Here is a 24,935-nt window from a genome sequence, read left to right as displayed (position 1 = left end):
TTCGGACGAATTAATAGTATTTTAGACCTCTGAATAAACAGCATTTGCTAAGGTTGCCATTTCAGTTTCAATCTATTACCTTGATAAGGGTTTAATCCTTTACACATCTCGCTACTATTCCGTATGAATGCTGAAAAACCGCAGGCGACTCATCAGGAGCAGGACGAATTACAGTTTGAGCGGATTGTTTTTTTTAGTGATGCCGTCTTTGCCATCGCCATTACCCTGCTGGTAATTGAAATCAAAGTGCCCGAAATGGGACACCACTTGGCCAGTCACTCCGCTTCCGTTGAAGAGTTATACCAGCAATGGCCGGGTGAATTTGTCAAACTCTTTCCAAAGATCTTTGGGTTTATCTTAAGCTTTCTGGTCATTGGTCAGTACTGGATCAATCATCATCGAAACTTTGGAATCATCCGGCGTTTTGACCGGGGACTGCTTTGGCGGAATCTGCTTTTTTTAATGTGCATTGCCTTTATTCCGTTCACAACTGCTTTCTATTCAGAATATACGTATTGGTCGATCCCACTCATGTGGTATTCAGCCAATATTGCCCTGACGGGTTTGATGCAATGGTGGGTATGGAAATATGCCAGCCGGAATGCCCGCCTGATCGATCCATCCACGAACCCTCATCTGATTGACCAAATTAGCCTAGGTCATCTGGGTGTGCCTGTAGCGTTTTCCTTGTCATTTATTGGGGGGCTTCTTGGCTATCCGTTCTCTATTTCCTTTACCTGGGTAGTGATTCCACTGATGATCCGTTTTGCCCATTGGCGCTACGAACGCCGAATTGCTTCGCAACCTGTATAAATAATTACCCTAATCGCTGATGAGCCGGACTGTTCCGGTTTTAATTTGATCACTGGCAAAATGTCAATGATACCTGAGCGTTGGGGCTTTACAAACGGATTGAGGAAAAAATGTATTGACAAGGCGGGATTTTTGTACCTTCTATTTTCTCAAATTCGCAGAATGGCTCCTGGCAAAAGGGTTAACTCGGCAATCGGACAATCATCTCTGTTCCTTCGCCCGGCTGCGTCTCCACCTCTAAACTTCCACCATGCCCCTTGGTCACAATATCATAGCTGAGTGATAAGCCCAGTCCAGTTCCTTGCCCCGTCGGCTTAGTGGTGAAGAAAGGTTGAAAGATCTTTTGCTTTACTGATTCTGGCATACCTATACCGTTGTCCTTCACGCGGATTTCCACTTGCCCTTTGTTAAAATGGGTGCTGACCGTTACCATCGGCTGATAGCCCTCTGCAGCTATCAGCCGTTTCTCCTGAACAGCGTAGAACGCGTTGTTGTATAAGTTTAATAACACCCGGCCAATGTCCTGCGGGACCACTTCGACAGCTCCTGATTGCGGATCAAAGTGGGTCGCCAATTCCGCGTTAAAGTTCTTGTCTTTAGCTCTCAGGCCATGGTAGGCCAGTTTCAGGTATTCCTCGGACAACGCGTTGAGATCTGTTGTCTTTCGTTCTCCCGTACTGCTGCGCGAATGCTCCAGCATGCCTTTGACAATGCTATCGGCCCGGCGGCCGTGCTGGGTGATCTTTTGCAGGTTCCGCGTTAAGTCACACAGAAGTTCGGCAGTATATTCCTGTTCGGATTCGGGCACCTGTTTGAAAGGCCCTTCCTTCAGTTCGTCGACCAACTCGGTACTCACATCGGAGAAGTTGTTGACGAAGTTTAATGGGTTCTGAATCTCGTGGGCGATACCCGCCGTCAACTCCCCTAAACTGGCCATTTTCTCCGCTTGAATAAGCTGATTCTGCGTAGCCTTCAGTTGGGTAAGCGTTTGTTCGATTTTCTCCTTTTGTAAATGAAGCAGTGTGTTGGCTCGTTGCTTGGAACGGTATCCGAAAAAGGCTAGTACCATGAGAAGCAATGCTACAATCAGGCCCCCTCCCAATGCCCCCTGCCGTATGCGCGAATTGGCCTCGGCAGCCTGCGCTCTGGCTTTGGCCACGGCTTGTTTCTTCGTAAATTCGAATGTCAGATTCTGCTCAGTTACTTTGCGGATATTCTCCTGGCTGCGTAAAGAATCTTTGAGGGTAGCCGAACGCTGGAAAGCTCGGAGCGCTCTTAGATATTGTCCCGTCTTCTCGTAGCAAAGCGCCAGGTTGGCATACACAATGACACTCTTCTGGTTGTATTGTTTAACGCTTCCTAAACTTCTGAATGCCTGCTCATAATAGGGAAGTGCCAATGCATACTTTCCCTGTTCCTTGAGAATAGACCCCATGGTCGTATAAACGTCATAAATAACAAATGGCTGCTGAAGCGAATCGGCAATGGCCATTGACCGTCGGTTAAGTGCTTCAGCCGGGCCGTATTTTTTCTGTTCAGCTAACATCCAGGCAGCTGACATCAAATGCGTGGCATAGGTACCGTTTTCGCCAAGTTGCCTAGCTAATTCGGCTGCTTGCAGATAAAGTTGGTACGCCCGGGCGTATTGTTTCTTTGCCTCGTAATTTTCCCCCAGGTTGGCAATAGCAAGCATTTCGATATATCGGTTGCCGGCCTGTTTAGCAAAACGAATCGCATTAAGCGTATTGCGTTCCGCCCGCACCGAGTCGCCGGTGGCCAACAGAATCGTGCCAATGTTGAGGGATATACCTGCCTGGTTTTTTAAATCGTTGCGCCGGTGAGCTAGTTGAAGACCCTTCTGAAAATTGGCCAGTGCCAGTGGATAATTCGTCTTTCTTTGGTAGATGACAGCCAGGTTTGCATACAAGCCGGTCAGCAGTTCACCATCGTTTTTGCCTTGGGCACCAGGAATGGCTTTATTAAAATAGTAAGCCGCACTGTCCAACAGGTTTTGCTTAAGGTACAACACGCCATAGCCCAAGTATAAGCGGCCAAACGACGACTTAGCGTTCTGCGAAAGAAAAAGTACCTCAGCCTGGTGCAGAGCCTGGTAGGCTTCGTTGTAGTTTCCTTTGAAGGATTGTACCCGGCCTACCTGCATCCAGGCTTTTGCTTCACCGATTGGGTAAGCAATTCGTCGGGCGAAGTCCCTGGTGCGTTGCGCCAGGGCGAGTGTGGAATCGTAATTGATCGCAAACCATTCATTGGCTAGGTCAAGGCTACGGTTTACCCTGGCAGTATCCGTGGCCGCCCTCATAAGTTGTCGATTGAGTTCGTTAAGCCGGTCGTTCTGAGAAGAAACCGGACCAGCCATCAAAAAAAACAAAATAGCGAATAAGGAGGGTTTCATACAGAAGAAATCAACCACATACCGGAGGGTAGCCAGATAAAAATAGAAGATTGGGGCCTATTTTCAAACCAATAGAGGTTAAGTTTTATCAATTGTTGGTATTGTATTAATTCGAATTACGGAAAACGAACATGATTGAAGCCAATATCAAGACATAACAGACAGAAAATTGTAACTTAGTTTTTCGCTTGCAAGAACAGATTTAAATGGGCAATGAACCGGATCGTCACTTATCTGCTATTGGTTGTCCTCTTTGCTCCAGTTGCCTGCCAAAAAGCAGAGCAACCGGTTCCTGACTCTTCCATACCCACCCGTGACGCCAATTTAGCCCTCGGCAATCCCAGCAACGCTAGTGCATCACAGGAAAACAACTACCTCATCGAGCGGCCAGAGTAAACCTTGAGCTACAACCGCAGCACCGGTATTGCCAACTGGTGTTCGTAGCATCTGTCGGCTGCCTAGAAAGGATCAGGGAAACGGTACTCGGGTCTCTTCATTCCTGATCAGAAGTTACCCACCGGCTGGTATAAGGTCAGACACGATGATCATACTCTCAGTCAGCTTGACTGCGAATGCCTCTGACTTAATAATTAAACCGGGTATTGCCGCAAAATAAACCATTTGATAAGTCTGTATCGCTTTTCTCTATATTTAGTTCATTACATGCGAAAAACTACTATGGCGAAAAAGTCCTATTATATTGATGAAAAAAGGCTTCCTGCTGATGCCAATCTCGACCGACTGGTTCGTTATTTAGATTCAGAACGCGATTCAGAACGCGGAAATCAAGCTCGGCTGCGTAAATCGTTCGAAACGTTACAACGGAAGTATATTCGTTTGCAAGAAGAAATTCTAGGCGCTGAAACGATTCAAAAACTTCAGCAATACCGTCTACAAAATGAACTCCCTCAGCTGAGTGAACTTCGTTACCTAACGCCCGCCGAGCAATTGCGTGAACGAAAACAGCGACTGGATCAATCTCTCGTTTTTGCCAAACGGTTGAACGTTAATTTAGATAGCCTCAACCGCTTACACAAACAAGCCGAAGCCGAGATAAAAAGCTTACTTCCAAAGCCGGATGCCGAACTGGGAGAAATAGAATTGAAAAAACTGGGTCAGGAACCCGATTTTTCGCCCCTCAATCTCAAAAATCCGATAAAGCCCCGAATTACAACCAAACCATTGCAGCCATTTGGGGGAGGTGTCAATTTGCCCCAATCGCCACCATACGCTTGGTGGGATCGAGGCAGCTTATGGATTATAACCGGTGAGGGAAAATTATTACGTAATGATAGTTTACTAAATGGTGATTGGGGTCAAAGTGGAAGCTGTGTCTGGGTAAGAAACAAAAACGCGTCAGACCATGACGTTATTTTCGGCTCGCATAGTACCGGTTTTTTGATTCCTTATACCCCTCAAAAAGCGGGTAAGATCAGGCTTCAATTCCATGTGAAATGTCTTTACGCTGAACATTGCATCAATGCTTACAACGAGTGGGGATGGTCCAGCTATAGTAGTTATGCCCGTGATTCGATTGAAGTAGGGGCTATTTGGAATTGGGAAGATGATAAGGTATTTGCTATGTCAAATGTTTTTTTGGCTACGACGGTCGGTGCTGGCAATGGCGATTCGTCACCCTGAGTGGTCCATCCAATAACTGAAGGGGAATGGCTTTTTGTCGTAATGGAAGCAAACTTCGCATTTCCAGCTCATGTACCGATTTACCTTTATGTTGGCACATCACAATTTATGATGGGAATGTATAATGACGTCAGCATTAATACGTTTGTCAATTCAGTCTTTGAGTTTAATCAGATCAAAGTTTATCAACCCTAATTCAGCTTAAAGATCGGATTTCCAGGAAAAAAAGCCCTAATCTTCAGTAGGTAAGGTTGTGTTATAGCCTAGGTGTTATGACTGTTAACAACGGCACAGCCAGCACCATCGCGGGCGGCAAAGTGACCGTTCCAGCGGCTATGTGGAAGGTTATTGTCGGCTTACCGATAGGAAGTAATGATCTGAGTCGGATCACCGCGCAGACGCGGATGATTGCGGTTTGGATACCCAACACCAACGCGGCTGGTGAACAGTCCTGGAGTAATTACCGGGTCAGCGTCGATGAGATCGAGAGCGAAACCGGTTATGATTTGCAGTCCAAAGTGCCAGATGCGGTTGAGTCTGTGATTGAGAAGCAGATGGATAAGGTAACGGTGCAGGCGGTGGATTTGTACTCGGGTTTATAACGAGTTTTAACAGAATGTCTGATTGTTTTTTTTCACAAACCCCGGTTCTATAACTCGTAAACTGCGTTTGTTTCCGCACGTTGATTGTTGGAATGAGTTTCTATATTAATTAAAGCAACATTCTGATAATCAATACACTACCAAGAAGTCCGTTTTATTTAAACTCAATCACTCGTTTTATGGACTATCTAATTCTCGAAAAATACGGATGAGGACAATCGCGTCCTTAATGATTGAAGGGTTAGTTCGTAAAGTCGGATGGTGTCTCAGTTTAAATCCCCTTTTAACGATCCACTCTAACTCCTGAAGATGGTATTTTATACATTTTTTTTCCATTGACGGATAACTGCTTCCTGGAAGCACTGATATCCTAATCAGTCGAAAAAATACTCGAAAAATAAGCTAACGGCCTGTTAACCATGCTTTTGTTTAATACTCATTCAACAAAACTCCACATGAAAACTTCATTCTATCTTATTGTAAACTCAAATGGCACCGTCCGGACGGTTAAGAATCGTCCAGGGCTGGACTTCAACGAAGTATCGGTTCAGGTTTCATTGCAACTACCTGATGCCCTGTTCCGCAAACCTCAGCTCCAGGCGACAATTACCGTTCCCGACGAATCGGTTCAGCCGATCGTAATTGAGCCGGATGTGCAGAATAATATCAAAGATGCCATCGAGCAGGCGACTGGATTGGAAATCAAATTAACTGTAGGCCAATAATCGTCCCAATCGTGACACACAAACAACTAGTCGAAAAGGCTTACAAATGGGTGCTACAAAACGCATCGTGTGGGGTGGCCTTCAAAGAAATGTACTGTGCTGGAAATGGCGAGTACTGCGATGTAATCGGTTTTGGTTCTGGCGGTCATACTGTAGTCATTGAATGCAAGGCTTCTCGATCTGATTTTTTGGCCGATAAAAAGAAACTTTTCAGACAATTCCCAGAAATGGGAAAAGGCAGATATCGCATTTATTGTGCGCCAAAGGGATTACTTAAACTGGAAGAGTTACCGGAAAAATGGGGTTTGCTGGAGGTTGATGACCGAATGAGAGCAAAATTGCTTTGGCGGCCAGACCCTAAATATCCACTCGAATACACGATGATTCACGGCTCATACCACGCCTTCGAGTCTGATCGTCGAGCAGAAATGAGCGTAATGTATTCCGCACTTCGCAGACTCAACGAAAAAGGTCTGCTATCTGAAATTATCAAATAACGAAAACGTCCGAATACAATGGGATTAAAAACCGCTATAAAGAAGGCAGTTTCCGAAAATACCAACTTTCGATGTACGAAGGTTTGGACTCCCGATCGCCACGGAAAGGTTGGATTAGGGGATGAAGAGTACTGGACAATAGAAATCCATGTTGTCCGTCGCAAACGCAAAAAATCTAAATAACGTCCGATTCACAACTTATTAACCACTCGTTTTACGAACTTAAATGAGTCATTGCTGCTTTTTATTAATTTGGGCAACAAAACGGCTCTTATAGAACTACAAAAAATGAAAATAAAGATAATTATCAAAATATCGCTTGTGATACTTTTAATTTCATTGGGTATTTTCTTTGTTTTTCAAACGAGTTTTACCTTGTTTGATGAAAAGCCTATCAAAATCGCTCAATTCAAACATAAGGAAGCATCATTTGGAATTTATTACATACCATCAAATGCTACTCAGCAAGAGTATATCCAAATTAGAAAAATACTATTTAGGGATAATTTTAAAGTGCTTAGCAATTTTGAGCGATACCAAATTCTATCGAGTTACAAATTAATTGATGATACTCTGCAACTTGTTTTGACTGATACAGCTTCATATAAGCCACGACAAGATACATTGAAAGTTAGAGTTGAATAATTTAGTACGGATTGCCTAAACAGAACTTACGCTATTCTATACAAGCATTTATATGTAGTAAGTGGGGAAATCAAAGAAGGTCAAATCAATGTAATTGCAGTTTAACAAACGTCCGCATTGTAAACTTCACCATCACACGCCATCAGGTACGGAAAAACCCAAGAGCCGACTGAAACCTTCCCAATTACCAATTGGTGTTAAGATTGGGCAGTGCAACCGTTTCCTGCCAGTATTCTCTCAAAATCTGGAACAGTTGGGTCCAGGAATCGAAATCGCTGGGCTTGACTAAATAGGAGCTAATACCCCGATTGTAAGATCCGCTAATATCGCTACTATCGCTGGAATGACTCAAGAGAATAATTGGAATCATCGGTACGGGTTCGGGTAATGCCTTGATGTCTTGCAGGAGTTGCCATCCCGACTCCCGACTGGGCAGGTAAAGATCCAGCAGAATCATGATTGGCAACTTTATTCCCATTGCCAGGCTTTCGTTCAGATGATTCAATGCCGCCTGCGGGTTGGCAACCCAGATGGCCTTTACCGCCATACCGGCCCTGATCATGGCTTGCTTCATGAGTATCCAGTCATCGTGACTATCTTCAACAACTAGTAAATTTGCTCCTTTTAGAGGTAAAGTATCGGTTGTTTGTGTCATTGTTGTAGCATTTGAATAATGCCTTAGATCTTTTTTGATTAGCCCAATGAATCAAGTATGGAGAAACCAATCCATCGTTTTATGGACACAGGCACTGATTGGAAGGGGAGTCTTACATTTGCCGATCATTTAAAATTCGCGATGAATTGTATATATATAATGTGTCGCCTCATATATTTACCTGCCTCCAAACAAAACAAGCTGGATTTGCAGCGGGACGTTTGACAAAGGCAAAGTATTTGGATTTAAGCTCGGTCCCCGAACAGTTTATGGAAACTTGTACTAAAAATTTAGGGGAGTTGCCAATAACTGAATCACTGATCAAAATACGGTCATGTTGATTTGAACCGTTTTTCCAGGCGGATTTGACATTCGTCTCATTGCTCAGCGTGTCTTTTTGTGGAAAGATTTCAAATAGAATAGACGCTTCAGTGGTCTCTTTGTAGTCTGAAGCGATCAAAAATGTTCCCTGATACCCGCTCTCACAATTCGATTGGGCTATCAATGACATTGGAGCCTGACAAGCCTCTGGTTCCTGCTCATTTTTGGGCTGGCAAGCAGTAAAAAGCAAAAGCAAACCAAAGGCACCTATTGTTTTCAAGTCGAATGTCATGGGCTTCCTGGACGGTTTATCCTTCGTTAAATTAGTCCCATTAACGCCCGGATGGAGGATAATGTTTTGCGACGTCCAACTTTTTGGCAAGTCTTTTCATTACACGCTTAATTACTTTTAGAAATCCTCATTTATGATCTGCTTTCAAGATTTTCTCCCACTCAATTTGTAGTCGCTCAATGTACTCCTTTACCGGTTGGCCATCAATGGCTTCAATAGGTAACCTAGTCTCTGTCCCGTTGATATCCCGTAAAACAGCAGATAAAAGAACAATGCCGCATTTGACATGGCTATTGAGAACATCAAAGCCTATTTCTATTCTTTCTGAATAAAAAACCAAGGGTCGAATATCTAAACTATCGGAATATATGACGGAAAAAATTAGAAGCATGTAGCTGTCGGTTAACGAGAGACTGGACCGACAACTTAAATAACAGGGGCGGAAGAGAGACTCAAAATGAACTGATTGAACTAAAATTAGTGAAAAATTTCAATGAAAACAAACCTCCGTTTGCGGGTTTTAACGTGTCGCGTTCGTACGTTTTGCCAATGTTGAAATCGCAAACAATATAAGGCAGCTTAGAGGTTGGCTGGCTGGCAACCGTGATCGATGATTTCTTGGGAGTTGACGAATCGCTATGCTCATTGACGCCTTGACAAGCTGTCACGCTAGAGAATGTAATAAATCCGACCAGATTTGTAAGCATCCATTTCTTCATCGCTGACGAGAGTTGGGTTTGACATCATTCCTAAAGTACAATTAACTAAATAAATAGTTAAAGCACAATGAGATTTGTTAGCTTATCTTAATTTAGAGCGTCAACGTCGTTTTATTTGCGATTTATTGGGATTATATGACACTGTAATTAACCAATCGCATAAAAATCCTTAAAATAGGTATCCGATTTTTGACATATCTCATCCGTAAGCTTAGGACTTCGTAAAGTTGTTGTGAAGCGAATTTCAATCCGTCTCGCAAATGGCCCGTTTTCCAAGGACAGTGGTTCATCCTGCCACACAGCCCTCCTCGGCATAATCCAACAGTTTCAACCGGGTCGCCGGAGCGATTGCCGTCACCAGAATCTACGTTCCATTTATAGTAACACGGATGAGTTTGTGACACAAAAATCAAGTAAACAAAACGTCCGATTGCTCGAGGCTTCATTCCATTCGCTTGAATCGGAACGTACTCGACTCAGAGCCTGCTGTTTGAAGGAGCAGTCTATTGCTCGAAACCTGTAGACTCGGGTTGCGTACATACCAATTATCTTCTCCGGGTTGAGCATCGGTTGTGAGCTGGAAACCGGAACGTATTTTACTAAGCTCGAAGCTGACGCGATCTGTCTGCTTCTCATCTCGAATAACTATAATCTGATTGTTACCGACAACAAGTTGGACGTTGGGGACGGTTAGTGTAGGATTCATCGCAGTGACGGAAGTCAACTTCCATTTCCCATTGAACCACTGCTGGGTTAAACTCAGCTCATTGGTATAATTCAGATCGCCTGGATCATTTTCTTCCGGGGGAACCGAGTGACGACAACCTGAAGTTATCATTAGTATGAATAGTATGAATTTTGTCAGAACTGGCTTCATAGTAAAGAGCGATGTTTATCTAACGATCCAAAAAAAGCGCGGCTGGTTGGAATGAGTAATTATTACCCTATCTAATAGGAAGACTAATTCTAACCAAAACAGAAATAAGGATTGGTAAGGGGATAATAAACGTCTAACTAGCCTCTGCTTTACAAACTAAAATAAGATCGTTTCTACAAAAAAAGATTCTGCACCGGCCGTATGACAGGCCTCGATTTCGAATGTAGATGCCTCACTACACGTCATTATGACAGGAATGTGTTTCCAGCGCTTGTCCTTTTTTAATATTTTCAGGATTTGCAGTCCTCCCTTTAAAGGCAAATGAAGATCAAGGGTAATCAAGTCAGGGTAGTCTTGGGCAGTCGAAAGGTACTTTAGTAAAGCCAGGTCACTGGGGAAGAATTTTAGATCACTGATTGCACCAATATGCTTGAGCACATTATCCATTTGGACATGCGCTTGTGATTTACCAACATTCGTGCATATCAGTACTTTTTTCATTAATGGAGTTGATGAACTTTTAAATGTACTGAATAATAATGTTTTAAATCATATTTAGTCACGTTTCAACAGTTCAAGCCCTTTCTTTGAGCAGGCGGGTATTTAACTGATTTCTATATTACCCCGTGATAATCAGAAAGGCGCAGATCACTGACCCACGCCTTTCCCGCACACCTACAATATATCTAATTAGTGTTTCAACACCTTCAGCGTGACACTTTTCAACCCACTGTTGACCTGCAGCAGCAATAGGCCCGCCGGTTGACCCTGAACCGAAAAGCGCTGCTGCTCGATGACCTGAGCCGCTCCAAGTTGACGTTGACCTATCAGCCGCCCGCTGGCGTCATTGAGTTGCATCTGCAACGGCTGCCCCGCCACTCCCGTTACCTCGACCACAATCTGATCCATAACCGGATTTCCCATGACCGTTACTTGAAGCTCCGACCCGGTTTCGGCCGATAGCCGGGACGCGGGCGTGCATTGCAGCGCCTTGCCCGATTCCTTCAGCGTGTAGCTGCTGCTCAGCACCTTTGCACTGATCAACCGACGAACGTTGTCCTTCAAACCCACTGGCGTCGTGAAACTGTAGGCATGCGCCCCGTTGCCCTTGCCCGCATTCTTCAGATCATCCCGGTAGATGTTGGCTTCCGTGGTGCCGATTGCCACGCCGTCGGCAAAGAACTGCACCGTCAGCGGGGTGTTCGGTTTGCCCCGATCCCAGACCCAGCCCCGAATCGAACCACATTCCACTTTGTCGAGAAACCCTTCAAAATTGCCCGTCACCACCGGCGGGGTCGATGAACCCGGCGCGACAACCAGCGTCAAACCGACCGAAGTGGTTTTCTGTCCATCACTGGCGCTGTAACTCAAGAGAAACGTACCTTCCGTGGTGGGGGAGCCGCTGAGGGTGCGGGTTGCGGCCGTAAACTGAAGTCCGCCCGGTAACCCGCTCAGCGAGTAGGTCAGCGGTTGGCTTTCCGGATCGGTGAAAGCCGACAGCGTGGTGGTCAGCGCGACGCCCACGGTAGCCGACAGGGGCCCGGTGGTTGGCGCGACAGGTGGCTGGTTAACCACGGTGGTGCTGGCGGGGCATGTTAACTTGAGCGGAGAGCCTTTCAATACGTAATCGGTTCCCTGAACTTTGGCCGAAATCCGCAGTTCTGACCCGGTTTTGGCCGCTTCGGGCGTGGGGAAAACGTAGCCGTGTTCGCCGTTACCCTTCCCGGCATCCTTCAAATCGGGCCGGAAGTTTTTGGCCTCAGTGGTTCCGATGGACGTATTTTCAGCGAAGAACTCGACGATCAGGGGGGTATTGGGGCGGTTGCGATCCCAGACCCAGCCCCGCATTTCCTGGCAGTTGACGGTTGAAAGAAACCCTTCGAAATTACCGGTTGTCACGGGCGGTGGGGTTACCGTAACGGTGGCACTCGTCGCCGGACTCACGCAGCTACCGACCTGACAAGTTGCCGAATAGACAAACACGCCCGTCGCCGAGGTCGGTACACTGACACTGCCGGTTCCGCTGGTACCAGCGGGACCAGTCCACAGTAACGTGCCCAAGCAATTGGTAGCATTGAGCGAAACCGCCGGGGCTCCCTGCGTCACGCTGAGGTTGGATGACCCACTGGCCGACCAGTTGGGGGCATCCAGCGCGGTTTGGGAAGTCACCACCGTGACGGCCGTGGCCGAACCCCCGGAATTAGTCGCTGTAACGGTATAGCTCCCCGGCAGATTGACCATTGTTGAGGGATTAGTGGAACCGCCGGAAACCGTCCCATAGATGCTCTTGATGGTGTACCCAACGCCGGTGGCGGTGGTCGATGCCGTTAACGTGACAAATGTTTTGGAGCAGGTCAGCGGGCCGTTGTTGGTAAACGTCAGGTCGGTGGGCGGAGCCACACTGGCATCCCGTACGGTGACGCTGACCGAGGAGGCATTGCTGGTGCAGCTACCAGTGGTGCAGGTGGCCTGATACGTGATGGTTCCAACCTGATCGGTGGCGACGGGGATGATGGCCCCCTGCCCGCTGGTGCCGTTGGTGGCGCTCCAGTTGACGGTTCCTCCGCAGAATTTTCCTAACAAATTGACGTCGGAAGCGCCTTTATTCACGGTCAGCGAAGTAGCACCGGTGGTAGTTTGCAGGTAGACGTTGGGGTTGGACTCGGCATTGCCAATGTCAATGGGGCCGTTGTTGAGTCGGTCAGCCAGGCCGGGCACCGTCGCCAGGTCGGGCCAGCGCTGGAGCAGCGAGTTATCCCCCCGATCGGTGGTTAGGCTGTTGCAGGGGCCCAAAGTCGGTGTACCGTTGGCAGTATTGATCAGATGACGGGCCGGATCGGTGGGGCCGCCGTAGACGATGGGACCGTTGGTATATCCCTGACCGGGTTGGGGATCGACACTCACATCGTGATCGGGAATGCCGGCCCCAAAAATAGTATGGGAGAGCGTAACGCCCGCCGTAAAACCCACCGGCCAGCCGATTTGCTTTGATGTGGGTGTATTGGTAAGGTCCTTCAGGTAACAGTTGACAAACTCCGAGGGACCACCGTCTAACACATTAGCTAGAATGTAAAGCGGGCCATTCGGCGTAGGAGATAAGTAATTGCCGAACGAATTGTTGATTTGGGAGTTGACCACCCGGGTGGTGGAGCTGGCATTCCCCGCATTGATCATAAAGGCGGAGATAACCCTTGTCAGGTCGAAAAAAGGAATAGATGCAACGGGCGTAATTTGAACCAGGGCCAGGGAGCTATTGTACAACACCAAATCGGCATCTCCGGACTCATACCCGATATTGACAATGGCCGCTCCCACCGTTGGTGTCCCGGAGGAAAAGCCACAATTGATAACCCGCAGGTTGGCGTGGGCACCGGCCTTGAAAGCCAGATTGGTGAGCAGCCCCCCAAAAAAACTGTTTCCGTCTTCAATTGAGCAATTCATGATGGTCGGTTGGGAGGTGCCCTGATAAGCCAGGTTCAGGACGGCGTTTCCAAGTAAGTTCATCGGACTGTTGATAAATGCCGTTCCTAGTCCGAAAATATCCGGATAGTAGCGGGGTGTGACGTAACCGCCCAAATTAGGATCATAATAGGGTTCACCATTGACATAATGGTAACTGGTGGCACCGACAATTCGAAAACCATCCAGCAACGTTTCTTCGCTGGCATTGTAGAAGGCGACCACGTAAGGATTGTAGGAGGACCCCGTTAAGAGGCTGGCAGACCCATGGCGGGCCGGTACTTGACTTTCATCACCGGCAAATCCGCCGTACACTTTCACCCCGCTCGGAATCCGGAACGTGCGATCTCCGATCCTTTTCCGAGTTTCGAAGTCAGGATTGAGGAATTCATTGTTTTTTACGAGATTATACATTCCGCCTTTTACCCAAACCTGATCGCCGGCCTGGGCTTTGCTCAGGGCCGTTAGCAAAGACGCAGCAGTACTCCAGGACTGGCCGTCATTCACCGCCGAACTGTCCGATGTCACATACCAGGTTTTGCCCTGACCATAGGCCATAGTCTGCCCAAGCAACAAAATTCCAAAGAGGTACCAGCCCCGAAGAGGCCGGGACAGGACGTACCGTAAAAGATTTTTCATAAAGTTGTGAGCAAGGCCCATCGAAACCCAGGTTGGTGATGACATCAAAAGTGAGGCTTGCAGGAAAAATGAGCTATAAAATTTAGCCCAATGGCTATAACAAATCGATCATGGGATCAATTTTTTTAATTTTGTCATCAAAGTGCCATTTGATTATCGCCTGCCTGGTTATAAACCGGGGATTCGGTCGTATTACTGGTAATAGGTAGCCTGCTTTTACAACGTGCCAGACACCTCGGCCAGTGAGCTAATGGTCTCGACTTTCGGGTAGGATTTTAAAAATATACGGATAACTCCTTGGCTAATCCCTAACCTGCTTGTTGTTCAGTTTCGTATTCTGGTCTACAGGCAGGTAGATGTATCAGGAATTTGCAGTCATGAGTTCTTCTTCCCGTTTTAACTAGGATAACTAATTAGAGGAAGAAAGTTTTTTGGCGGTCAGTAAGGTTTTGGAAAGATGGATTACTTTTACAAGGTAAGTAATGGTCTGGCTGGAATCGCTTGCCCCCAATGTGGCTTCAGAACAACTAGACAGGTTTTGCTTTTCCCTTCGGTTTATGAATCGGTCCGAAAGCTAGCGACACCCTTTTGGCTGACTGAATTTCCATCCACTTCTTTCGATCGCACACCTGAAGGCTGCTTCGGCTTTATAAAGGCGTGTTTTATTCATCTAAACATAATCACAAGTAGATCGTTGATTCTTTAAACAGGCAACGAATACTATGTACATTATTCTTGGCGCAACAGGGCATATTGGTTCGGTCGTCGCCCAAACGCTGCTCGATGGGAGCCAGCCGGTCACGGTCGTTATCCGGAATGAACAGAAAGCCGCTCAATGGCAACAAAAAGGAGCTTCTGTTGCGGTAGCCGATGTGAACGATGTTGACCAGTTAAGGGCCGTGTTTCAACAGGGAAATCGACTTTTTTTGCTCAACCCGCCCGCTCCGCCCAGTACAGACACCGATCGCCAGGAGCGTCAAAGTGTCCATGCCATCCTGGCCGCAATAGACGGGTCAGGTATAGAAAAAATCGTAGCTGAATCCACCTATGGCGCCCAGCCGGGCGATCACATCGGCGATTTGGGTGTTTTGTATGAATTAGAAGAAGGTTTAGCCCGGACAGGCATTCCAACCAGCCTTATTCGAGCGGCATATTACATGAGTAACTGGGACAGCGCGCTTGCAACCGCCCGGCAGGAAGGAAAGGTACATACCCTGTACCCGCCTGATTTCGTTCTGCCCATGGTGGCTTCCCAAGACATTGGAAAGGTGGGCGCTCGCTTACTGATGGAACCCATTGAAACGACCGGTTTGCAATATGTCGAAGGACCTGAACGCTATTCGTCGGCGGATGTGGCGAGGGCTTTCGGTAACGCATTAGGAAAAACCGTGGAAGTAGTAGAAACACCTCGGGAAGCCTGGAAGGAAAGTCTTCAGGCGATGGGCTTCTCCCCAGAGGCGGCTGAATCGATGGCGGCCATGACGGCTCTGACCTTAGAAGGTCCTGAGCTGCCGCTCACTCCCATCCGAGGTAGGATGACCTTGACCGATTATGTTACCGCGCTAGTCGAAAAAAGCGAGTGAGCTTTCTAAAAGAAAAGGCCAGGCTTGGCTGTATACCAATCAGCCATTCAGTTGACTATGCTTCCTGTCAATCGTAACCCAGCATTAAATATAAGCATTATTCAGACTCTGCCCGCCCGGTGGGGTCTTTTGTTGGGTAATGGTTGTGGACAAAAAAGAACTGACTCACTAAATTAAACATTGGATTAAAACGATAAGTTTTCGCATTTGTAAACCAGCTTAGATTCAAAGTCATGCAAAATCAAATAGCGTCCTACTTGCCCAGCCCTGGGCCCGTCATCCTGATTGTATATAAAAAAGAGCCTTACCAGTACCTGGCTGTTTTTGTCAATCAAACTCGCGAGGAGGCAGAAAATCTATTTAAAGAAAAGTACACCCTTGGACCTGACGAAACATACGAAGTGAAAGAATACCGAAACGTCGAGAGCTATTCGGTCACCGATGACGGTAATCTGTTAACCAATGGCAGCTATAAATAAGTTTGAAGACAGTCATCATGTTCACTTAAGCCCTGCCGCCCGGTGGGGTCTTTTTTTTTTCTGGTAAATGTTAACCTCGCTTCCTTCCAAAATAAATAGCGAGCGCAATTAGTAATAATCCGGCAAATATGCCAATGCCGGGATCGATGCTCGGTCCAGTGTCGGGTTTGTCACCAACATTGTTATCGGCCGATAGCGAAGTAATTTGTTCTATCTTATCAATTAAGACGCACTTCTTGTCATCGCCAGTTCCACAACACAAAACGCGATCGTTTGGGTGAGAGTTAATCCACTGTTGTAATTGATCGACAGTCGCATCGGGACAATCTAACGTTATGCCGCCTTCAGTGAGAACTTTGGCCCCAAATGAGAGGGAGGGTAGCAGCAACAGAATCAACAACAGTTTTTTCATAATATGAGGTGATTTAGGTTAAGCTTATAAATACCAAATAATCAGCTATATAACCAACAAAAAATTGCCTTGTGGCATGATCTGTTTATCGAACGGTTATTGACTGTATGCTTTGTTAAAATGAGCAAAATGGTAATGGGCCTGATGCAGTTGAATCAGTTCTCGGCAGATCACACTGCTATGGACAAATTTTGCGGGGCAAATTGACGAGATAAGAAGTTAAGTAGCTGCTTGATTTGCAGGTTGACGAAGTGGGATAATATAACCTGGATCGTTACATACTTAACAAAATTATAATCAAGAATGCCGTTAAGTAAAAAGCCGGCCTTTCCCTCTATCATTCTTTTATCTTCGTGATTATCAGTATTGCTTACTCATAAATTGGTAACCCTTCTGGTCCAATTAACTTTATAACCAAACTACATAAGCCACCATATTCTGGTCTTCTCGGCTTTCAAGCTAACGCCTATATACTTCAATACAGTAAATAAATTTTACTTCTAAAATCATTGATATGAAACTGATTCCTATCCCTCTGATTAGTGTAGTTACATTGCTGTTTTGCCGTTTACAAACCGAAACCAAGAATATCCCGGACGAACAGGAGACTACAAAACAAATGAATGATTGGATGAGGGCTACGCAAGCATTTATTTGTAGTATTCCGTTGCTAATAAGTTTGATCGTACCGCAGCTTTCTTATTGCCAGTCTACCCGACTTTGGACCCAAACGGATCGACAGTATCTGATCAACAATCTTGAACGCACGAAGGCTGAGATACTAAAGGAAACAAAGCAGTTGAGTGTGCAACAGTGGTCTTTTAAGCAGGACTCCACGAAATGGTCCATTGGACAAGTTCTTGAACATCTGGGATTGTATGAGCGGATTTTTGCTCAGGAGGCTGATATTATGCTCAGTACGCAACCGGAACCGCAATTAGACCGTTTATCGAAGCCCGACAGTTCTTATTTGGCCTGGATGAACGATCCAAGTCCTCATAAAGCTGAATGGAATGCTGAACCTCTTGGGCTAATGAAAGGTGCGGATAACCTAACCTTTTTCCTTTTTGGCCGCAACCGAATAATCGACTTTGTACGGAACACAACGTATGACTTAAAATCTCATTTTACATTCAGATGGGGCGAAGAACGCAGAAGGAGCATTCATGCTTTGATGGTGGTGCATTTTGGACATACAGATCGCCATTTGCGGCAGATCCGTCGTATTAAAGAACAACCTGACTTTCCAAAGCAGTAATTACCCTCACTGGTTGCGGACCCACCCAAACGATGCTTATTGTAAATGCTAAAAAACGTCCGCTTAATCAATAAGTATGCTTACAGTACCCCCAACGGTATATAAAACCGCCACCAGAAACCTGAGTCGGATACCCTTGGCTATCATATTTGTATGTATAGGTGTACTCATTAATAAGCTTTGTAACATCGTTCTCAACAGAATAAGCTTTATAACCAAGCAAGTTGGATTTTCTTACACCATAAAATGAAAAATTATTCAGGTGACCTTTAAACTGTACAATCTCAGGTTTGATTAATCCTGGTGACTCGTACGGGCTTGGCATATTCTCTAAATTGCCCAATTTTACCGTCTGAATAGGCCTTCTTTTGCCATCATAAGTGTATTCCGTTCTACTGAATAACCCGCCGTTAACTCTGTATTCTTCTACACTGGTAAGCTGCCCATCTGAATCATAGCCGAATAACGTGTATCGATCAAAAGCCTCTAGCCGCGTATCTGATTTACTGTCTCGACGGATCACCCGACCATTCTGGGATAAATAGCGATAATCTTCTCGCGGATTTCTGGAATTAATATGTCTCGAAAGCCCTCCTGCATCATAAATGAAGTTATCTACTCCATATCCTTTTTGATTAATTGAAGTTAACCGTCCCTGGGAGTCATATTCATATTCGGTTCCTGGAGATGTAATCGTGTTTTGAAGAATCACTCCGTTAGCGCCATAAACAGTTAATGTATATATGCCTTCTACCAGGCGCTCATTTGCGTAACGATATTTATAGGATAGCTCCTCGAATCTGCCTGTCAGAACTTCTGGATTTTCTATTTTTGGTACTTTTTCAATCAGAAAACCATTCGCGTCATATTTATAATCAACATTTACAATTAAGTTTTTATTGGCCTGAATAGCAACATCGCCAATGCTTGTCTGGCCCGTTCCATGTAAATAGATGCGCTTTTCCTTAACAAGTTGTTTTTTGTCGTCAAAGGTTAATTCCTGTTTAAGCTCTACCGTGGCAGATTGTTCCAAACTGAATGAATAAACCGTCAGTCCTGCTGGACAGGTATATTCATTTTGGGTCCCCGAGAGGTCATCTTCAATTATTGGGGTAACTTTTTTATCAGCTTCGGAGCAATCCATTAGGCTGATGATGCTTAACAGTAGTAAAATTCTGATTGTGACTTTCATTTTTAAAAGTGTTTCATGAATCGTATGTATCCCAGGATTAATGCATTTTAGAAGCTTACAATAGCCTATTCAGTTTCATAAAGTGAAAGCCAGATATCTTCAGAGTTCCTTTATCAATTGAACTTGAAGATATCTGTAAATTTAATTTTTTTGATTTCCAAAAACGGTTTGTATAAGCAGGTTTTTCTATAAGAAAAGAACAAATCGCCCTCTTGGAAGCGTAAGTAAATGCGAAAAGTGGAAAAGTCGTTTCATGATTCTTTACTATAGATTTTTTAGTCAAGGGAGACAGGAAAGGTCGGTTGAAGGGTGGAATAATTTTTAGTGACTACCTGCCTGTTCTTTACTTCTCTAATTGAAAGGGTCTCACGATATTCTCTTGCTTCAGCCAGTTTGGTAAGGGTCAAACTGAGCCCCATACCGAGTAACATTTCCTCAATCTGGTCGATATTCACATGAAAGAACTCCCGACGATTATTAATCAAATTCAATCGATTATCTGCAAATTTCTTATGTAACGCATTTTCCAGTTCCGGAGCATTGTCAGAATATACCAAGGCATGTACATCAAAACTAAATGGTACGGAAGCATCGCCTAGCTCACGTACCCGATCCATCGGCTCAAGCCTTCTGGTCATTCCAATTTTATAAACATTTTCACCAAAAGAGCCAATATTGGAAATGATGTAGACGTGTCCGGATTTAGTCAGTTGAGCCATTGAAATAGCTTTTTCCTTCTGGTTCTGGGCTACATTCAGCAAGTATTCCAATTCATTGATTTTATTTGCCAAGCTTTCCATTTGAGCCCCTGTAGCATACTGGACATCCTGGCGCGCTTTTTCTAAAGCCCTTAGGTACCTGGCTTCCTCTTCAGCTGCTTTCTTCTGGACATTCTCAATTTCTCTAAGGGCCTTCTCTTCCTCGCGCATCTGTTCTTTAATAAGCCGCTGCTCTTCTTTTTCCTGATGGATTTTCTCCTGTAATTCAAATTCCAGTCGTAACTCCGAGAGCTTTAATCCAAAATAATCGCGAGTAATATAAATCTGATGGGATTCACCAAGTTTATTGATGGCTTCAAACGATTTTTCAATCCGGGCTTCCATATTTGAAATGTTATTCCACTTCACCTTTGCAATAGCAGAATCACATTCCCCGTTAAAAGCCCGCAGCATTAATTTGGAGTAACGATTAGTCATTCGGTCTCCTTCTGTATAACTACCACTGACCTGCCACCGGGTTGTACATATAATTGCCTTATTCTCTCGGATGAAAGCCTTTTCCGCTTCCCATATCCTGTCTAACTCTGTTTTGTATCGCTCTGAAGTGGCAAAATCGTAATGGGGTTTATAGAGACCGTAAGAAATATCTTCTAAGTTTTCCTCGACAATTGCCAGCTCCTTTGCCAGACTTTCGTAAATCAACCGTTTTTGATGGTATTCCTCCGCTAAATTCTTTTTATCAAGGTCGTGCTTGTTTTGCAAAGCCTCGATATACATTTTAATAAGCTCAATTTTCTTTGTCTTACTTTCTATTTCGTCATCAAGATCAATTATTGGCGCATACTTCGCTTTTAAATAGTTAGCTTCTTTAATTTTTGCTTCCAGCTCGTTCCTTAGCAATTTTCTGTGATTAATGATGAAGAAAACTAATAATATCATTCCCAAGGAAAGACAGCCTATGATCACCAAAAGGAAAGTAATATTCATGGTTAAGATATCTCAATATTTCCGCTTGACAATGGTAATAATTACTCAAACAATTGTCAATCTTATTTGCCTCAGGACAGCGACTTTTCTTAAATTTTAAAAGCACTAGTTATGGAAAATATAACTCAATCCATTGATTCAAGTAATTTACCAACCTCTCCTCCAATTAGGCCTTCTGAAGTGGTTCCCTGGGAAGCATTCATGAAACTTTGGAATAAGGTAATCGATTTGGAACGTCGTCTGGAGCGCGATGAAAAACTACGTTTGACAAATACCCTTTTAACTCCACGCCAAGTCGCCAGAGTGTTGAACATCCATCCAACAACCGTTTTGACGTATGAGAGGGCCGGGAAAATTATTTCTGTCCGAGATGGTAAAAAGGTTAACTACCGGGTGGATAGTATTCGGGAATACCTTCAAAAGAAGCGTATTGACCCAGCAGAAATTGACAATCGATTATTGGTTGTTTTTCATCATCCTTAGCATTTTTAATAGTGGATTTTGATATATAGTGGCCCAAAAATCAGCGCTCTTACGTAAGTGCCGGGAAATAGGAACCGCATCGCCAGTCGTCAATAGCAAATGGGTATTCGCTTTGACTCGTCGCTGAATCGGGCCCACATAATCCGGATTGATCAAATGAGATTTATGAATCCGGCAGAAATCGGGCAGCCGCTGTTCCATTTTCAACAAGGTTACCGCAATCAGATAAACCTGGCCACTTTGCGTATACACCTGACTGTAGTTGCCCTGAGCCTGGATTCGGACGATCAGATTGACAGGGACCCAATCGGTGTGGGCGCCGATCGTTAGCGTCAGTACACCCGGCCGCATTTGACCGGGTGTACGTTGTTTTCGAGAGAATTGATCCATGGAACCAATAATTTATGCGCTCCATTGATTTGGGACGCTCTCTGAAGCGGATTCTACTTCTGACTTACTATCCACTGGTAAGCGACGAATATCATCCCGCTTCCCAGTGTCAAGAGGGACAAACTTTTGAATCAACCGGCGGTTTTGAATGTGCGCATAGTGTTTCAGGTATTTGGTATCTGAATGGCCTAGCATGGTGGCGACATCACTGGTGTCCATATTCATGTCGTTTAAGGCCCGATCGGCAAAGGTCTTGCGACCAATTTTAGTCGTCATGTAAGTCGGAATCTCGGCCAACACACCCAGTAATTTCAGATTCTCATTGCGCGCCTTGTTCGAGCGAGTCGGTAGTTTATCGATTCCGCCATACTTCCGGATAATCCGCATCGCATAAGGGTCAAGAGGCACCTCAAAACGGCCTTTTGTTTTGCTCCGACGCCCCTTGATCCAGTGGCCAGTCTTATCCCGAAGAATCTCGTACGCTTTGCCTTGGTAGTCGCCATCATGCATTCCCGTCAGGCAGGTGAAAAGAAGTACGTCCCGCTCCTCGTCCATCATTCGGGCCATTTCCTCGCTTATTTTTCCCGCATCAACTAACACATAGGGATCAAATTGAATTAGTTTGCTCAATTCTTCCTCCTCCAGATGGGTCGTGTCCGGCTCGCTTTCGCATTTGTGAATGATGTAATCCGATAGCGGGTTTTCTGCAATGATTTTATTCTGTTTACCCCATCGGAAGGCCTGTCGGGCATATTGCAGACACTTGGATGCGTAAGCGGGGTTGTATTTGAGATTGGTCAGCAGATAAAACTTATAATCATCAAACGTTTCGTGTCGCACATCAGCCACCTCTAAACCCAATTGCTTTGTTTTGGTCAGATATTCTTCCAGGAGTTGAATGTATCGACCCCGCACGTATCGGGTTCGCTTGGCAATCTCACCGGCCCGGAATCGTTTTTCTTCGTACCCTAAATACGCTTTGGCCAAGTCCATAACGGCAGTCGAGTCCCCTTTTCGCCATACCATATCCTTATCTCCCAAAACATGTCCCTTTAGTAGCGAGATGCTGAATTGGGGGTTATGACGTAATTGCGCATACAGGGTTAGTATTTTACTATACAGTGCACCAATTTTGGCATTTGCTTCGCCCGTTTCGGTAGCTGGATACGGAGCCTCGCCCACAACCCGACAGGGTTCCCGCCGATTGCCGGTTACCCACTGGCTACGCCAACAATTAACCAGTGAACTACAGATGTCGAAACGTTTACCCTGGTAGCTAACCCGAAAATAAATTGTACCCAAAATATCATCTTCAGGAAATCCCTCGGGTCGTGTATAGCTCCCTTTGGCGCGACGAAAATAAAAGCAGACAAATAAATCTTTTTCAGTTACGTATTTTCTCATGATTCGAACAGATTATGTGAATGATAATTGGGACTAACTACTTTCCCTGGCGAGAAGTATCCATTCTTCCCTGGATCGGGCTTTTTCTATCAAAATTCTCGTTCTGGGTTGGTGAATACAACCGGATTTGACCCTTGCTTGATTGGTAAAAGAAGTGTCAACCAGGCTAAGCGGCTTCCTGTCGGGGGTGTACAGGCGCTTCATTCATCGCCACATTGAATTCGGCACTGGTAACAATGGTATAGACCTTGTCCAGGATGCCCAGCCGCTCACAAAGCTCCAGATAACTCTCCTCCTTCTGCCGGTGATGAGACGCCACACTGACGCCGTAGAGGTAGTAAAGCCGGTTGTAAATAAAGGCATACACCTGATCCTGAAACTCGCCGGTTTTGCGGCATCGGGCGTTAACGATCTGGCGTATACGTGAGCGCAATGTCTGCTGCGGAGGCTGCTCATGACCGGCCGATAATCCCATCGTCTGCAAGGCGGCTTGCTGGCCAATGGCCACAATTTGGCCCACGGTAGTTTGGGTCTGGTTGAGTCGCTGCTCGTGGTCGACCAACAGTTGGGCCTGCTGCAGGAGCAGCTGCGCTGTCTGGAGCAAAAGTGCTGCGGCTGAGACCGGTTTTGATTCCGGCTCCGAAGACTTTACCTCCGATCCGGAAATCGAAGGATCAGCATGCACACCATTCTGATCATGATCTTCTGACTCTTTATTTGAGGCGAGCGCGTCATTAGTTACACTACGAGGTTTTCTTGCCTCATCCGTTAGCGGTTCCGGCAGGACGTCAAACAAAGAGGGCTGTAATGATAAAGGCTCAGCGCCTTCGGATGGCATAACCGCGGGCGCTGATTCGGCGGGCCTTATGCCAATGAAATCGGTTAGACTCCCTTTGGTCGACAGGCGCTGTTTGGCCAGTTCCTTACGGTAGGTAATCAGGTACTGACTGACAAGGGTACCTTTTCCTTTATTTTCCCCTTCAGCAATGGCAATGGCGGCATCTATACTGACAATATACCCGGTCGTACCGCGCCGGTGCCCGGGTACCGGTTGTTCATTGTACTCAACATAATGCTTGCCCAGGACAAAACCCAGTTTGGTAATGCGGTAACCAAACCACTGCGCCAGACGGGTATCCGTTTCCGGATGCCAGAACCGAAACAGATCCTGCACATTCACCGCGGCCCGGCCGTCAATCTGCAGTAGCGGTATTGGCGCCGGGAGTGCCGTCAAATTAGATTCTGTCAGCTTTTGAGACTGTAGTGAGGAAATGTGCGGCTGCGGTGTCGATAGCGTAGTGAGAGCGCTATTTGTTGAGGCAATTGCCTTTACAAAATCAGCCAGATCAATATCAGCGGAATGTAAGCCTTCCTGTTCCAGTTGCGGGACCAGATCATTTAGTTGTTGCCGGGCCGCTTTACCCGCTGCGCGTCGCTCGGTAATGAGTAATCGAACGGCAACTGGCACAGTGACCAGATAGCATAAAACACCGTGAGACAACTTATAACTCAGGTAATCGGTAGCCTCAATCAGACTTAACTTTTCGATGCGGTCTTTAAACCAGTCGGGAAAGTAACGGTCATTGAATCCCATGTGGCCATAGAGGGAGCGGGCGGCTACGGCGAACTGGTTGCCGTGCTGCAAAAGGTAAGAAGGGAATGACATGATGATATTGCTGTGTAGGTAATGGAGTTGATCAAACCGGTTGGAAACGTGAGAAGCAGCCAGGCTA

At 45.7% G+C, this 24,935-nt stretch carries 23 protein-coding genes; 11 read left to right on the top strand and 12 right to left on the bottom strand.

What is annotated here, in order from left to right:
* The first annotated feature begins 123 nt into the window (after positions 1-123).
* Positions 124-813: a TMEM175 family protein gene (locus tag GJJ30_RS01175; protein WP_154172308.1), complete on the top strand. Its 690-nt coding sequence runs from the start codon at positions 124-126 to the stop codon at positions 811-813.
* Between the two features lie 181 nt (positions 814-994).
* Here the strand turns inward: GJJ30_RS01175 and GJJ30_RS01170 are convergent, their stop codons facing one another.
* Positions 995-3,223 (bottom strand): tetratricopeptide repeat protein, encoded by a 2,229-nt coding sequence (locus GJJ30_RS01170; protein ID WP_154172306.1) that lies wholly within the window; start codon positions 3,221-3,223, stop codon positions 995-997.
* A gap of 213 nt (positions 3,224-3,436) precedes the next feature.
* Between GJJ30_RS01170 and GJJ30_RS32005 the strand changes: the two genes are divergently transcribed.
* From GJJ30_RS32005 to GJJ30_RS01145, 6 genes are all read left to right on the top strand, one after another.
* On the top strand, positions 3,437-3,619 hold the full coding sequence (locus tag GJJ30_RS32005) for a hypothetical protein (protein ID WP_170299089.1): 183 nt from the start codon (positions 3,437-3,439) through the stop codon (positions 3,617-3,619).
* A gap of 267 nt (positions 3,620-3,886) precedes the next feature.
* Positions 3,887-4,864 carry a hypothetical protein gene (locus tag GJJ30_RS01165; protein WP_170299088.1) on the top strand — a complete coding sequence of 326 codons (978 nt, stop codon included), beginning with the start codon at positions 3,887-3,889 and terminating at the stop codon, positions 4,862-4,864.
* 272 nt (positions 4,865-5,136) lie between these two features.
* Positions 5,137-5,466 (top strand): DNA/RNA non-specific endonuclease, encoded by a 330-nt coding sequence (locus GJJ30_RS01160; protein WP_154172302.1) that lies wholly within the window; start codon positions 5,137-5,139, stop codon positions 5,464-5,466.
* A gap of 455 nt (positions 5,467-5,921) precedes the next feature.
* The gene (locus tag GJJ30_RS01155; protein WP_154172300.1) at positions 5,922-6,191 is read left to right on the top strand and encodes a hypothetical protein; all 270 of its coding nucleotides are present in this window, start codon (positions 5,922-5,924) and stop codon (positions 6,189-6,191) included.
* Positions 6,192-6,202: 11 nt separating this feature from the next.
* The gene (locus GJJ30_RS01150; RefSeq protein WP_154172298.1) at positions 6,203-6,688 is read left to right on the top strand and encodes an MmcB family DNA repair protein; all 486 of its coding nucleotides are present in this window, start codon (positions 6,203-6,205) and stop codon (positions 6,686-6,688) included.
* Between the two features lie 288 nt (positions 6,689-6,976).
* Positions 6,977-7,333 carry a hypothetical protein gene (locus tag GJJ30_RS01145; RefSeq protein WP_154172296.1) on the top strand — a complete coding sequence of 119 codons (357 nt, stop codon included), beginning with the start codon at positions 6,977-6,979 and terminating at the stop codon, positions 7,331-7,333.
* A gap of 184 nt (positions 7,334-7,517) precedes the next feature.
* On the opposite strand, the gene GJJ30_RS01140 is transcribed toward GJJ30_RS01145, so the two are convergent.
* The 5 genes from GJJ30_RS01140 to GJJ30_RS01120 form a co-directional block, all read right to left on the bottom strand.
* The gene (locus GJJ30_RS01140) at positions 7,518-7,988 is read right to left on the bottom strand and encodes a response regulator (protein ID WP_154172294.1); all 471 of its coding nucleotides are present in this window, start codon (positions 7,986-7,988) and stop codon (positions 7,518-7,520) included.
* A gap of 169 nt (positions 7,989-8,157) precedes the next feature.
* Entirely contained in the window at positions 8,158-8,601 is a 444-nt protein-coding gene (locus GJJ30_RS01135; RefSeq protein ID WP_154172292.1) for a hypothetical protein, read from the bottom strand.
* A gap of 127 nt (positions 8,602-8,728) precedes the next feature.
* On the bottom strand, positions 8,729-8,992 hold the full coding sequence (locus tag GJJ30_RS01130; RefSeq protein WP_154172290.1) for a hypothetical protein: 264 nt from the start codon (positions 8,990-8,992) through the stop codon (positions 8,729-8,731).
* Between the two features lie 1,361 nt (positions 8,993-10,353).
* Positions 10,354-10,698, bottom strand: a complete 345-nt coding sequence (locus GJJ30_RS01125; RefSeq protein ID WP_154172288.1) for a response regulator — start codon at positions 10,696-10,698, stop codon at positions 10,354-10,356.
* Positions 10,699-10,887: 189 nt separating this feature from the next.
* Positions 10,888-14,295, bottom strand: a complete 3,408-nt coding sequence (locus tag GJJ30_RS01120; RefSeq protein WP_154172286.1) for a hypothetical protein — start codon at positions 14,293-14,295, stop codon at positions 10,888-10,890.
* A 722-nt stretch (positions 14,296-15,017) separates the two neighbouring features.
* On the opposite strand from GJJ30_RS01120, the gene GJJ30_RS01115 reads away from it, so the two are divergent.
* Entirely contained in the window at positions 15,018-15,878 is an 861-nt protein-coding gene (locus tag GJJ30_RS01115) for an NmrA family NAD(P)-binding protein (protein ID WP_154172284.1), read from the top strand.
* A gap of 233 nt (positions 15,879-16,111) precedes the next feature.
* Positions 16,112-16,357, top strand: coding sequence for a hypothetical protein (locus GJJ30_RS01110; RefSeq protein WP_154172282.1), 246 nt, complete (start codon positions 16,112-16,114; stop codon positions 16,355-16,357).
* A 70-nt stretch (positions 16,358-16,427) separates the two neighbouring features.
* On the opposite strand, the gene GJJ30_RS01105 is transcribed toward GJJ30_RS01110, so the two are convergent.
* Positions 16,428-16,769, bottom strand: coding sequence for an LPXTG cell wall anchor domain-containing protein (locus GJJ30_RS01105; protein WP_154172280.1), 342 nt, complete (start codon positions 16,767-16,769; stop codon positions 16,428-16,430).
* 514 nt (positions 16,770-17,283) lie between these two features.
* On the opposite strand from GJJ30_RS01105, the gene GJJ30_RS01100 reads away from it, so the two are divergent.
* Positions 17,284-18,027, top strand: coding sequence for a DinB family protein (locus tag GJJ30_RS01100; RefSeq protein WP_154172278.1), 744 nt, complete (start codon positions 17,284-17,286; stop codon positions 18,025-18,027).
* A 67-nt stretch (positions 18,028-18,094) separates the two neighbouring features.
* Here the strand turns inward: GJJ30_RS01100 and GJJ30_RS01095 are convergent, their stop codons facing one another.
* Together GJJ30_RS01095 and GJJ30_RS01090 are read right to left on the bottom strand one after the other, a co-directional pair.
* Positions 18,095-19,219, bottom strand: coding sequence for a hypothetical protein (locus GJJ30_RS01095; protein WP_154172276.1), 1,125 nt, complete (start codon positions 19,217-19,219; stop codon positions 18,095-18,097).
* Between the two features lie 275 nt (positions 19,220-19,494).
* Positions 19,495-20,925, bottom strand: coding sequence for an SNIPE associated domain-containing protein (locus tag GJJ30_RS01090; RefSeq protein ID WP_154172274.1), 1,431 nt, complete (start codon positions 20,923-20,925; stop codon positions 19,495-19,497).
* Between the two features lie 111 nt (positions 20,926-21,036).
* On the opposite strand from GJJ30_RS01090, the gene GJJ30_RS01085 reads away from it, so the two are divergent.
* Complete coding sequence (locus tag GJJ30_RS01085) at positions 21,037-21,408, top strand: helix-turn-helix domain-containing protein (protein ID WP_154172272.1); 372 nt, start codon at positions 21,037-21,039, stop codon at positions 21,406-21,408.
* Here GJJ30_RS01085 and GJJ30_RS01080 read toward each other — a convergent pair.
* From GJJ30_RS01080 to GJJ30_RS01070, 3 genes are all read right to left on the bottom strand, one after another.
* Complete coding sequence (locus GJJ30_RS01080) at positions 21,382-21,798, bottom strand: LytTR family DNA-binding domain-containing protein (protein ID WP_154172270.1); 417 nt, start codon at positions 21,796-21,798, stop codon at positions 21,382-21,384. The genes GJJ30_RS01085 and GJJ30_RS01080 overlap by 27 nt on opposite strands.
* Before the next feature lie 12 nt (positions 21,799-21,810).
* Positions 21,811-23,202 (bottom strand): phage integrase SAM-like domain-containing protein, encoded by a 1,392-nt coding sequence (locus GJJ30_RS01075; protein ID WP_154172268.1) that lies wholly within the window; start codon positions 23,200-23,202, stop codon positions 21,811-21,813.
* A 166-nt stretch (positions 23,203-23,368) separates the two neighbouring features.
* Entirely contained in the window at positions 23,369-24,868 is a 1,500-nt protein-coding gene (locus GJJ30_RS01070; protein ID WP_154172265.1) for an antA/AntB antirepressor family protein, read from the bottom strand.
* Positions 24,869-24,935 lie beyond the last annotated feature (67 nt).

Origin of the sequence: Larkinella terrae, from assembly GCF_009668025.1 — a bacterium.
Lineage (GTDB): Bacteria > Bacteroidota > Bacteroidia > Cytophagales > Spirosomataceae > Larkinella > Larkinella terrae.
This window is presented reverse-complemented; position numbering and strand designations above follow the sequence as displayed.

Excerpts from the sequence above, each read along its gene's own strand:
- GJJ30_RS01095 (WP_154172276.1), bottom strand. The coding sequence starts at position 19,219 with ATGAAAGTCACAATCAGAATTTTACTACTGTTAAGCATCATCAGCCTA.
- GJJ30_RS01080 (WP_154172270.1), bottom strand. The coding sequence starts at position 21,798 with ATGGATCAATTCTCTCGAAAACAACGTACACCCGGTCAAATGCGGCCG.
- GJJ30_RS01135 (WP_154172292.1), bottom strand. The coding sequence starts at position 8,601 with ATGACATTCGACTTGAAAACAATAGGTGCCTTTGGTTTGCTTTTGCTT.
- GJJ30_RS01145 (WP_154172296.1), top strand. The coding sequence starts at position 6,977 with ATGAAAATAAAGATAATTATCAAAATATCGCTTGTGATACTTTTAATT.
- GJJ30_RS01075 (WP_154172268.1), bottom strand. The coding sequence starts at position 23,202 with ATGAGAAAATACGTAACTGAAAAAGATTTATTTGTCTGCTTTTATTTT.
- GJJ30_RS01160 (WP_154172302.1), top strand. The coding sequence starts at position 5,137 with ATGACTGTTAACAACGGCACAGCCAGCACCATCGCGGGCGGCAAAGTG.
- GJJ30_RS01120 (WP_154172286.1), bottom strand. The coding sequence starts at position 14,295 with ATGAAAAATCTTTTACGGTACGTCCTGTCCCGGCCTCTTCGGGGCTGG.
- GJJ30_RS01170 (WP_154172306.1), bottom strand. The coding sequence starts at position 3,223 with ATGAAACCCTCCTTATTCGCTATTTTGTTTTTTTTGATGGCTGGTCCG.
- GJJ30_RS01130 (WP_154172290.1), bottom strand. The coding sequence starts at position 8,992 with ATGCTTCTAATTTTTTCCGTCATATATTCCGATAGTTTAGATATTCGA.
- GJJ30_RS01085 (WP_154172272.1), top strand. The coding sequence starts at position 21,037 with ATGGAAAATATAACTCAATCCATTGATTCAAGTAATTTACCAACCTCT.
- GJJ30_RS01175 (WP_154172308.1), top strand. The coding sequence starts at position 124 with ATGAATGCTGAAAAACCGCAGGCGACTCATCAGGAGCAGGACGAATTA.
- GJJ30_RS32005 (WP_170299089.1), top strand. The coding sequence starts at position 3,437 with ATGAACCGGATCGTCACTTATCTGCTATTGGTTGTCCTCTTTGCTCCA.
- GJJ30_RS01125 (WP_154172288.1), bottom strand. The coding sequence starts at position 10,698 with ATGAAAAAAGTACTGATATGCACGAATGTTGGTAAATCACAAGCGCAT.
- GJJ30_RS01105 (WP_154172280.1), bottom strand. The coding sequence starts at position 16,769 with ATGAAAAAACTGTTGTTGATTCTGTTGCTGCTACCCTCCCTCTCATTT.
- GJJ30_RS01115 (WP_154172284.1), top strand. The coding sequence starts at position 15,018 with ATGTACATTATTCTTGGCGCAACAGGGCATATTGGTTCGGTCGTCGCC.
- GJJ30_RS01090 (WP_154172274.1), bottom strand. The coding sequence starts at position 20,925 with ATGAATATTACTTTCCTTTTGGTGATCATAGGCTGTCTTTCCTTGGGA.
- GJJ30_RS01070 (WP_154172265.1), bottom strand. The coding sequence starts at position 24,868 with ATGTCATTCCCTTCTTACCTTTTGCAGCACGGCAACCAGTTCGCCGTA.
- GJJ30_RS01165 (WP_170299088.1), top strand. The coding sequence starts at position 3,887 with ATGCGAAAAACTACTATGGCGAAAAAGTCCTATTATATTGATGAAAAA.
- GJJ30_RS01140 (WP_154172294.1), bottom strand. The coding sequence starts at position 7,988 with ATGACACAAACAACCGATACTTTACCTCTAAAAGGAGCAAATTTACTA.
- GJJ30_RS01155 (WP_154172300.1), top strand. The coding sequence starts at position 5,922 with ATGAAAACTTCATTCTATCTTATTGTAAACTCAAATGGCACCGTCCGG.
- GJJ30_RS01100 (WP_154172278.1), top strand. The coding sequence starts at position 17,284 with ATGAAACTGATTCCTATCCCTCTGATTAGTGTAGTTACATTGCTGTTT.
- GJJ30_RS01110 (WP_154172282.1), top strand. The coding sequence starts at position 16,112 with ATGCAAAATCAAATAGCGTCCTACTTGCCCAGCCCTGGGCCCGTCATC.